At 48.3% G+C, this 5,596-nt stretch carries 7 protein-coding genes; 4 read left to right on the top strand and 3 right to left on the bottom strand.

Annotated elements, in window-relative coordinates:
- From DWW10_RS25435 to DWW10_RS25445, 3 genes are all read left to right on the top strand, one after another.
- The coding region (locus tag DWW10_RS25435) for a DUF7833 domain-containing protein (protein ID WP_476375031.1) at nt 1-378 on the top strand (378 nt) is incomplete at its 5' end.
- Nucleotides 379-525: 147 nt separating this feature from the next.
- Nucleotides 526-2,289: a bifunctional DNA primase/helicase gene (locus DWW10_RS25440; protein ID WP_022391712.1), complete on the top strand. Its 1,764-nt coding sequence runs from the start codon at nt 526-528 to the stop codon at nt 2,287-2,289.
- 231 nt (nt 2,290-2,520) lie between these two features.
- The gene (locus DWW10_RS25445; RefSeq protein ID WP_022391711.1) at nt 2,521-3,465 is read left to right on the top strand and encodes an Rpn family recombination-promoting nuclease/putative transposase; all 945 of its coding nucleotides are present in this window, start codon (nt 2,521-2,523) and stop codon (nt 3,463-3,465) included.
- A gap of 158 nt (nt 3,466-3,623) precedes the next feature.
- Here the strand turns inward: DWW10_RS25445 and DWW10_RS25450 are convergent, their stop codons facing one another.
- The 3 genes from DWW10_RS25450 to DWW10_RS25460 all read right to left on the bottom strand — a co-directional run bounded on the left by DWW10_RS25450 (nt 3,624) and on the right by DWW10_RS25460 (nt 4,696).
- The gene (locus tag DWW10_RS25450) at nt 3,624-3,872 is read right to left on the bottom strand and encodes a DUF4248 domain-containing protein (protein ID WP_022391710.1); all 249 of its coding nucleotides are present in this window, start codon (nt 3,870-3,872) and stop codon (nt 3,624-3,626) included.
- An 85-nt stretch (nt 3,873-3,957) separates the two neighbouring features.
- Nucleotides 3,958-4,275, bottom strand: a complete 318-nt coding sequence (locus DWW10_RS25455; protein ID WP_022391709.1) for a nucleotidyltransferase family protein — start codon at nt 4,273-4,275, stop codon at nt 3,958-3,960.
- The gene (locus tag DWW10_RS25460; protein WP_022391708.1) at nt 4,268-4,696 is read right to left on the bottom strand and encodes a nucleotidyltransferase substrate binding protein; all 429 of its coding nucleotides are present in this window, start codon (nt 4,694-4,696) and stop codon (nt 4,268-4,270) included. Before DWW10_RS25460 ends, DWW10_RS25455 begins: the two co-directional genes overlap by 8 nt.
- A 251-nt stretch (nt 4,697-4,947) precedes the next feature.
- Between DWW10_RS25460 and DWW10_RS25465 the strand changes: the two genes are divergently transcribed.
- A complete protein-coding gene (locus tag DWW10_RS25465; RefSeq protein WP_118422433.1) occupies nt 4,948-5,460 on the top strand; it encodes an HU family DNA-binding protein in 513 nt (170 codons plus the stop codon).
- The last annotated feature ends 136 nt before the right edge of the window (nt 5,461-5,596 follow it).

Consider the following 5,596-nt stretch of genomic DNA (forward strand, 5'->3'; position numbering starts at 1 on the left):
ATGAAGAGCGGGTATGGTGGTTTGCTGAGCCGGTACTTCAAAGAGGCCGTAGGCTTCTTCAAGCAGCACATTCTGCTCTACGACAAGGGCCCGTCCTTGCTGAACGGCAGTGACGTACACCAGTATTTTGCTAACTTCACGGCTCCCGGCAGCCGTACCTCCGCCTTCCTGCATGCAGAGCTTTTGAAGCTGGAGGCTGCCGAGCAAAGCCATTCCCTCGACCCTTACCGCTTCGAGAAGCATATCGGCGGGCAACGCACCTACATGGGTTGTCCCATCCCCGATGAAGCACCTCCCCGCCCGGAAGAGAATGCTATCTGGAACGACCGGACGAAGCAATGGATTCTTCCCCGGCTTAGGAGCAAAGCGGCCTCGTGAAGCGACGAAATCCGTCTCACGGGACGGGATGACCTCGCCCCGTGGGGCGGAAAAAATCCTTCCACGGGACGAAAACAACGCCCTCATGAGGCGAAAATATGTTCTTTTGTTCTTCTGTCTAAAAAAAACTCCGTCAAATACACTACAATGAGAGATTTCCATTCCCTCGGCATCGACGTCAACCGACGCACTGCCGGCCACATCAAAACCACTTGTCCCCACTGCACAGAAACCCGCCATAACAAGCGTGACAAATCCCTTTCCGTCAATCTGGACGACGGTAAGTTCCTTTGCCACCACTGCGGCTGGAAAGGCTGTGTCCCCGACGAAACCGAACTTCGCGAACGCCGCCAAAGGGCGGAGTCGCGCAAACGGCAGCAAGTACCTCCCGCCCATTTTCGCCGCCCGACCTTCGCCCCCACTCGGCTGACACTTAGCGAAAAGACCGAACACTACCTCGTTTCCACCCGCTACCTGTCCCAGTCCGCCATCCGCGACCTGAGAATCACCGAACAGGAAGAATTTATGCCCCAGTCCGGCAAACTGGAGAACTGCATCTGCTTCAATTACTTCGAAAGCGGCGAATTGGTTAACACCAAATTCCGAAGCGGACAGAAGCATTTCAAAATGGTGAAGGATGCTGAACTTATCCCCTACAACATAGACTCCATACTGGACACACCCGAATGTATCATCACCGAGGGTGAACTGGATGCTGCCTCGTTCGTCACCATCGGCCGTCGGGATGTCGTATCCGTGCCCAGCGGTGCCAACAGTAACCTGACCTGGCTGGACCGTTTCATTCCCACTCACTTTGAAGATAAGAAAACCATTTATATCGCCGTGGACGAGGATTCCGCCGGCCTGAAACTGCGTGATGAGCTTCTCCGCCGCTTGGGAACGGAGCGTTGCCGGATTGTGCATTTTGGTCCGGGGTGCAAGGACGCCAATGAGCATCTGGCTCAATTTGGTGCCGGGAGTCTTGGTATCTGCATAGAGCAGGCTGAGGAAATCCCTTTGGAAGGAGTCTTCACTGCCGAAGAGCTCGCCGGGGAATTGCGTGCCCTCTACGAGAACGGCATGAGCAGTGGTGCCGATACCGGTTGGGAGAATTTCGATAAATATTGTACGCTCGAGCTTCAGCGTCTGCTGCTAATCAGCGGCCGTCCCGGTGACGGTAAGTCGGAATGGTTGGACGAGCTGGTAATGCGACTTTGCCTGCGCCACCAGTGGAAGGTTGCCTATTTCAGCCCCGAGAATATGCCCATCGTGTATCATCACCGTAAGTTGATTGAGAAGTTGACGGGCTTCGGCTTCAATCCCAGTGTCGGGATGACGGAGGAGCTTTACCAAAAGTCTGTGCAGTTCCTTACGGAAAATGTGTGCCACATCCTTCCGGGCGATGAGGATTATTCCATAGACACGATCCTGGAGAAAGCCCGTGGGTTGGTAGTGCGTAAGGGTATCCGTATCCTGGTTATCGACCCGCTGAACCGCATCGACCAGCGCCTCCCGCCGGGACAGACGGAGCTTCAATACCTGTCTTCACTGCTGAACAGTCTGAGCCGCTTTGCCACGCACTACCATTGCCTGGTCATCCTTGTAGCCCATCCGCGCAAGATGAACCGCAATCCGCTGACGGGTGTCACGCCCTGTGTGGGGATGTATGACATCTTCGGTTCCTCGGATTTTTATAACAAGGCCGATTTCGGTATCATCGTGGAACGTGACGATCAGAAAGGATTGGTGACGATACATGTTGAGAAGGTGAAGTTCAAGCATCTGGGTACTCCCGGCAATGCAACTTTCGTGTATAACATTGTAAACGGGCGCTACTCGCCTTGCGAAGAGGGGGCGGGTGATAGGCCCGGCCCCATAAATACGCAGTTTGACAATAAGGCGTGGATTTAATTTCTTTCGGTTTTGAGGGAAAGTTGACCAGTTAACAAGTTGACCAGGTGACAAGGTTCCATGCGGCACAGAAGCATTGCGCAGCCCCTTGTTCCCTTGTCAACTTGTCAACTGGTTTCCTTCCTTCCTTATCTTTTCCGTAATGAAGTAAATTATTGCTTTCCGGCACTTTTGCAACAGAAATAATGCTTACCTTTGTGGATAATTGGAAAGACGAAAAAACAGAAAGTCATGGAACAGAAAGACAGATATATACGTTTTGATTGGGCTGTTAAGCGTTTGCTTCGCAACAAGGCCAACTTTGGTGTGCTCGAAGGTTTCCTCACCGTATTACTGGGCGAGTCTATCCGCATCGTCGAGATATTGGAAAGCGAGGGCAATCAGCAACGTGAAAACGAGAAGTTCAACCGTGTGGATATCAAGGCGCGTAATAGCAAGGATGAAATCATCATCGTAGAGGTGCAGAACACGCGCGAAATATATTATTTGGAACGCATCCTCTTCGGCGTTGCCAAGGCCATCACGGAGCATATCGAACTGGGAGAACTTTACTCGGAAGTGAAGAAAGTGTACTCCGTCAGCATTCTCTATTTCGACATTGGCAAGGGAAACGATTACTTGTACCACGGTCAGAACTCCTTTGTAGGTGTACATACGGGCGATTTCCTTGAGGTTACCACCAAAGAGAAAGACGCTATCGTGCGCAAGCTTCCTGCCGAGATCTTCCCCGAATACTTCCTGATCCGGGTGAATGAGTTCAATAAAGTAGCCGTCACCCCGCTTGAGGAGTGGATAGAGTATCTGAAAACCGGCATTATCCGTCCCGATACGAAAGCTCCCGGACTGGAAGAAGCACGCCGCAAACTGATTTATTACAATATGGACAGGGCGGAACAATTGGCGTATGACGAACATATCAATGCCGTGATGATTCAGAACGATGTGCTGAGTACGGCGGCAGAGGAAGGCAGACAGGAAGGCAGACAGGAAGGCTGGCAGAAAGGTATGCAGGAAGGTAGGGAAGAAGGTATGCAGGAAGGCAGGAAAGAAGGTAGGGAAGAAGGCAGGGAAGAAAGAAACGTAGAGAATGCTCGAACAATGAAATCCTTGAATATTTCCTCCGAGGTTATCCATCAGGTGACGGGTTTATCTATCAAAGATATAGAAGGACTCTAAAAAAGAAGTAATAGGATTATGTATGTACTTTTCATTTGCATGGATTCTTTCGGAATATAGCGCAGCTACTTGTAGCTCGTAACTGATTCATACCCCGAAAGAAAAGAGCTAATTCAACTACAAATAATATCGGTTAATGAAGCACTCGGACTTCCAATTTAAGGTTCTCCCAACGCTTCTACGATGAGCCGTACCTGCTTCGGGGTGTACCTCCTTGCACTGCGGCTCATTCCTGTTTCCAAAAGTTTCTGTTCCAGTCCGGGTGCTTTCCGAATCCAAATGTTGAATTCCTTGACGGCGCTTGCCTGTTGTACGTTGTGGATATAGAGACAGGCGAGTTCGCCTTTTCCGTAACTACGGATGGGGAATACCTCTTCTGTAGAGAGGTTTGCATCAGATTTTGTCATAATTAAAGTTTAGGTTTATGGGTTTTAAATATGACGTAAAGTTACTGATTTTTCGTGAATAATACAACTCTTTAAGAGGGGAATATTATGATTTGTAGATACTTATGCCTACCCGGTCGATATGCTCTCTTAGAGCTTCGTTTGTGATGTGTTCGTAAATCACCACGTCTACGAAGTAAGGTAATAAAGACTCTTCAAAGGCGGTGAGCAGAGCGGATAATGTGTCTTTAGAAACCGGTCCTTTAACAGCAAGGTCGATGTCAGAACCGGGTTTAAAGTTTCCTTTAGCCCGCGAACCAAAAAGAATGGATTCCTGCACTTCAGCAAATTGTGAAAGAATATCTGTGATCCGCTTTCCGTTTGTTGCACTTATGCCATATTTATTCCAGTGAGTTTCATTCATCGGCTCTGGCTTTGAAATTAGTGTAGAATTCTTGCAGGATAAAGAAGTAGCGTTCGTAGATATCTCTGAGAACACGTACAATGATTTCATCATCATAGATGTGAACGCTCAGATTCCGGTCTGCCAATGCCTGTAACCAGTCTTCGGCATTTGTGATATATCCGCTTTGAAACCCTTGCCGGATTGTTTCGCGTGGAGAGCGCAAAAGAAATCCTTCCATTTCCAGATAATCTTTCAATGTTTTCCAGGCGAGTTCAAATGTATATTCGTATGTCTGTACAAGCCCGGATTGCAACAGGTCGTCATCGGGGGTAATCCGGACTATCTCTATTGCACGCGATAAACGATGGAATGCTTTCTCGTAATTTTGAAAACGTTGTTTCCATCGGATATCTTGATTATTGGTTTCTAAAATCTCCATCCTGTTATACTATTTAATCTGATAATGTCAATTACTACACAAATATAGTGCATTTGTTTCACCTTACAATAATTTATTATTGCTTTATTGTTCCCATTGCTTCCTCAACCGGACTGAACCGGAATTCCTTTCATCACCCTGTCGTACCTTTGTTTCACCGAATCGGAAAAGGAAGATCGCCGCGGGATTTTCTCTCTTTTCGCTTCAGGCGACAGGAACTTATTTTTTATAACTTAAACCTTTTTAATTTTATGGCAGTAATTGTAGAGCGCACCTTGCGCCACAGGAAAGTCGGGGATGCCTCGTCTCCTAAACTGAATTACCTGAAGCGTAAAGCTCGCACCTCCAGGTTGTATGACATCAAGCGCCTTTCCCAGGAAATCGAAGAAATGGGCGGCATGTCTGCCGAGGACGTGGAGCATGTAATGAAAGCTATCGTGCGTAACCTGAAACGTAAGTTGACAGACGGGGACAGTGTGAAACTGGATGGCTTCGGAGTGTTTTATACCACCTTTCATAGCGTGGGAACTGAGAAAGCCGAGGATTGTGTGGTGAAGAATATCGATAAGGTGAACATTCGTTTCCTCACGGATAGCAGTCTGAGACTGGTGAACGAGGCGAATGCCACCACTCGAAGTGCGCCCAATAATATTACCTTCCAGCTTTATAGCCCGAAAGACGAAGATGGCAGTTCTTCCGGTGGCAACTCCGGCGGTGGTGATTCCGGCGGTGACGGCGGGATTGAAGATGATCCGCTGGGATAGGATCCAAAGCCGGAGGCTTTGGAAATTAAAAATTAAAGAATTAAAGGCTGCGCAGCCTGCTTATCATTTATCACTAATCGCTAATCACTAAAAAACTCTCTTATGAAGAAAACGACTTGGGACAAGATTTTGAAAA

It is taken from the genome of Bacteroides intestinalis, assembly GCF_003464595.1.
In the GTDB taxonomy this organism is placed as follows: domain Bacteria; phylum Bacteroidota; class Bacteroidia; order Bacteroidales; family Bacteroidaceae; genus Bacteroides; species Bacteroides intestinalis_A.